Raw genomic sequence first — 3,026 nt, forward strand, 5'->3', positions numbered from 1 at the left:
ATTTATTTGTGATATTCCAGCTCCAAAACATCGGCAACGAAATTTTTAAAGTAATACAAATCGTGCATTACAGGAAGCTCGTCATAGCTTTCATATTCAAAAGTTTTTTGAAAGTCTATTTTCCCATTGGTTTTTTCCTGAAGCTCAAAAAGCTGTCTCAACGTTTGCTTTACCAAAATTTTTACATTTTCTGAAAGACCTTCTTCAGCAATAATCTCGGAAAAAGTTTTTTCCCCTAAAAACTCCTGAATATAGGTTTTGCGGTCGTCTGAAACAGAAAATATTTCCGGAGTATTAAGATTCAGTTTCGAAAATAGTTTTGAGAAATAGAGAAAGCTTTCGTTTTCGGTAATATTCTCATTGTAGGTAACGATGTATTTCCCGATTTGATTTTGAGCCAAAAAATTGACCCTCGCAGAACCGCTTTGAGCTAAAGTGACAAATTGAGTTGATTTTTCACCGAAATGGTTTTCAAAAAATCTTTTTGCGTTTTCAGAAGTCATAATATGGTAACAAATATACTAATTTACGTGCTAATTGCTATCTTTGCAGCATGTTAAAAGACTTTAAACCTGTTTTGGGTATTCTGCTGCGCTTCATCATCATTTATTTGGTGCTGCTTTTTGCGTATCAGTTTTATCTTACCAGTTTTAAAGCACAAGGTCTGGATCCTTTTTCCCGTCTAATAGCGAAACAGGTTATGCATTTACAAAATGCAATGGGATATCCTTCGGCTCTGTATGATGATGTGCCAAAGCAGCAAGTCTGGTTTCATGTGAAAACCGGTTTTGTAACCAGAATGGTGGAAGGCTGCAACGCAATTTCTGTAATGATCTTGTTTTTATCTTTTGTTTTTGCATTCTATAAAGGAGCTAAAACTTTTGTTTTTGTGGGCATAAGCTTAATCTTGCTTCACATCATGAATGTTTCAAGAATTATTGGTCTTAATATTGTCTGCAGCGATTATCCTCAATACAGCAAGATGTCGCACGATTACGTTTTTCCTGCCATTATTTACGGGAGCGTTGTTGTACTCTGGTTAGTCTGGATTAAATTTTTTGCTTTAAAAAAATGAAAATTCTTAGTTGGTTTTTAGTGATCGTCGGAGTTTGCGGACTTGTCTCTGTGAGAATCCTGGAAGACCAGATTTTCTATGATCCTTTTTTGAAGTATTTTCACGAAGCAGATTATCAGATTGCTTTTCCCGATTTTGAGTGGGGGAAACTTATCATCAGTCATATTTTCAGGTTTGCCTTAAACCTTTTTTTCTCATGTATCATTATTCATTTTATATTTAAAAATAAACAGTGGACGATACAGGGAGCGGTTTTGATCCTGATCATTTTCGTAATTACCTTTCCTATTTACCTGTATTGTATTTCAGACAAATTTGAAATCGGCCATCTTTTTTCTTTTTATATGAGAAGGTTTGTAATACAGCCTCTGATTCTTCTTCTGATTATTCCTTTGTTTTATTACCGGAAGCAGATGTTGCTGAGAAATAATTCGCTACAGTAGCAAGTTTTACCTTTTGTTTTAATAGCCCAGATCGCAGCGGTTACCCCGCAGTAAACGTTGGAGGGTTTAAGGGATTTAGCGTTGGAGTGTGAAGGAACGAGGAGTATGAGCGAAGAGCTGGAAAAAGCTCCTAAAAAAATTACTGAATTGTATGTTTTTCGACGCTTGTAACATTTGCCGGAGTCCATTTTATACGTTTTACAAAAGGAAGTTCGCGAACCGGGCAATCCATAATCTGGCAAATCGGACATGAAATTGTTTTGCAATCATCCATATGAAAATTGAACTCGACGGTACGTTTTGTGTTTTTGGCTAAAAGAAGGATAACCTGCTCCATTTCCTGATGAGCTTCACGAAGGCTGTAATAATAGGGCAAAGTAATGTGCGCATCGATATGAAGTGATGAGCCGAACTGCTGGATTTTCATGTTGTGAATGTCAATCCATTCTGTTTTTCTGTTTTTTTCGAGAAGATCGATAATATTGTTTAGAAGTTCGGGATCCTGCTCATCCATAATTCCCCGTAGCGATTTTCGAACGATTTTATAACCTACAAAAATGATATAAAAACCGAAAATTAAAGCAACGACAGAATCTATCCAAAAAATCTTGGTAAAATAGACAATAATTAAACTGATCACCACTCCTAATGTAGTAATAGTGTCTGACTGCAGATGTTTTCCTGAAGAAATTAAAACCAAAGAATTTTCTTTTTCACCTTTTTTTACCGAAATATATCCTAAAATATAATTGATAATGGCAGTGGCGGCAATAATGGTAATTCCCCAGTCTAATTCGCTTAAAACTTTACCGGTCACCAAACTGTTGATGCCTTCGTAGATGATCATAATTCCGGCGATGGCGATGAGTGCGCCTTCTATTCCGGAGGTTACAAATTCTACTTTTCCGTGACCGTAAGGATGATCTTCGTCTTTGGGTTTTGAAGCTAAATGCAAAGAATATAAACCCATAAACGCACTGATAACATTCACAATGCTTTCCATCGCATCGGAAAATACAGCATCGGAATCGGTGAGCTTCCAGGCGATGATTTTCCCTACAAATAAAATGACTCCGAAAACGGCGATGAGCTTCTGGAAACCTATTTTATCTTTATTTATTTTCTTTGTTACCATTATTTTCTTTGAAAAATTTTTGAACCATTAAGGTCTTTTAAGGTTTAAGAATTTTTAAGGTTAATATCTCAGATATTTGTTGAGTTTGATAGGATTTCATCCTATCCTTTGTTAAATCGTCCTTTCAGGACTCTTTAAAGTTAATCACCATAAGTTTACATATTTGAAAAAAGTTTAGCAAAATCTACGCTATACTTTCCGGTTTTTAGGATACAGCATCGGAATCGGTGAGCTTTCAGGCGATGATTTTTCCTACAAATAAAATGACTCCGAAAACGGCGATGAGCTTCTGGAAACCTATTTTATCTTTATTTATTTTCTTTGTTACCATTATTTTCTTTGAAAAATTTTTGAACCATTAAGGTCTTTTAAG

General features: G+C 35.4%; 4 protein-coding genes. 2 read left to right on the plus strand and 2 right to left on the minus strand.

Annotation, left to right across the window (positions count from 1 at the left end):
* Window positions 1–2: 2 nt before the first annotated feature.
* On the minus strand, window positions 3–503 hold the full coding sequence (locus AB4Y90_RS17000) for a hypothetical protein (protein ID WP_441558753.1): 501 nt from the start codon (window positions 501–503) through the stop codon (window positions 3–5).
* A 50-nt stretch (window positions 504–553) separates the two neighbouring features.
* Here AB4Y90_RS17000 and xrtF point away from each other — a divergent pair, with 50 nt between their 5' ends.
* A complete protein-coding gene (gene xrtF, locus AB4Y90_RS17005; protein WP_441558754.1) occupies window positions 554–1,075 on the plus strand; it encodes an exosortase family protein XrtF in 522 nt (173 codons plus the stop codon).
* Window positions 1,072–1,518: an exosortase F system-associated membrane protein gene (locus tag AB4Y90_RS17010; RefSeq protein WP_441558755.1), complete on the plus strand. Its 447-nt coding sequence runs from the start codon at window positions 1,072–1,074 to the stop codon at window positions 1,516–1,518. Before xrtF ends, AB4Y90_RS17010 begins: the two co-directional genes overlap by 4 nt.
* A gap of 139 nt (window positions 1,519–1,657) precedes the next feature.
* Here AB4Y90_RS17010 and AB4Y90_RS17015 read toward each other — a convergent pair whose 3' ends face one another.
* Window positions 1,658–2,653, minus strand: a complete 996-nt coding sequence (locus AB4Y90_RS17015) for a cation diffusion facilitator family transporter (RefSeq protein ID WP_441558756.1) — start codon at window positions 2,651–2,653, stop codon at window positions 1,658–1,660.
* Window positions 2,654–3,026 lie beyond the last annotated feature (373 nt).

Source organism: Chryseobacterium sp. 2TAF14 (assembly GCF_052115105.1).
Lineage (GTDB): Bacteria > Bacteroidota > Bacteroidia > Flavobacteriales > Weeksellaceae > Chryseobacterium.

Coding starts and splice junctions, on each gene's coding strand:
- AB4Y90_RS17000 (WP_441558753.1), bottom strand. CDS start 503: ATGACTTCTGAAAACGCAAAAAGATTTTTTGAAAACCATTTCGGTGAA.
- xrtF (WP_441558754.1), top strand. CDS start 554: ATGTTAAAAGACTTTAAACCTGTTTTGGGTATTCTGCTGCGCTTCATC.
- AB4Y90_RS17010 (WP_441558755.1), top strand. CDS start 1,072: ATGAAAATTCTTAGTTGGTTTTTAGTGATCGTCGGAGTTTGCGGACTT.
- AB4Y90_RS17015 (WP_441558756.1), bottom strand. CDS start 2,653: ATGGTAACAAAGAAAATAAATAAAGATAAAATAGGTTTCCAGAAGCTC.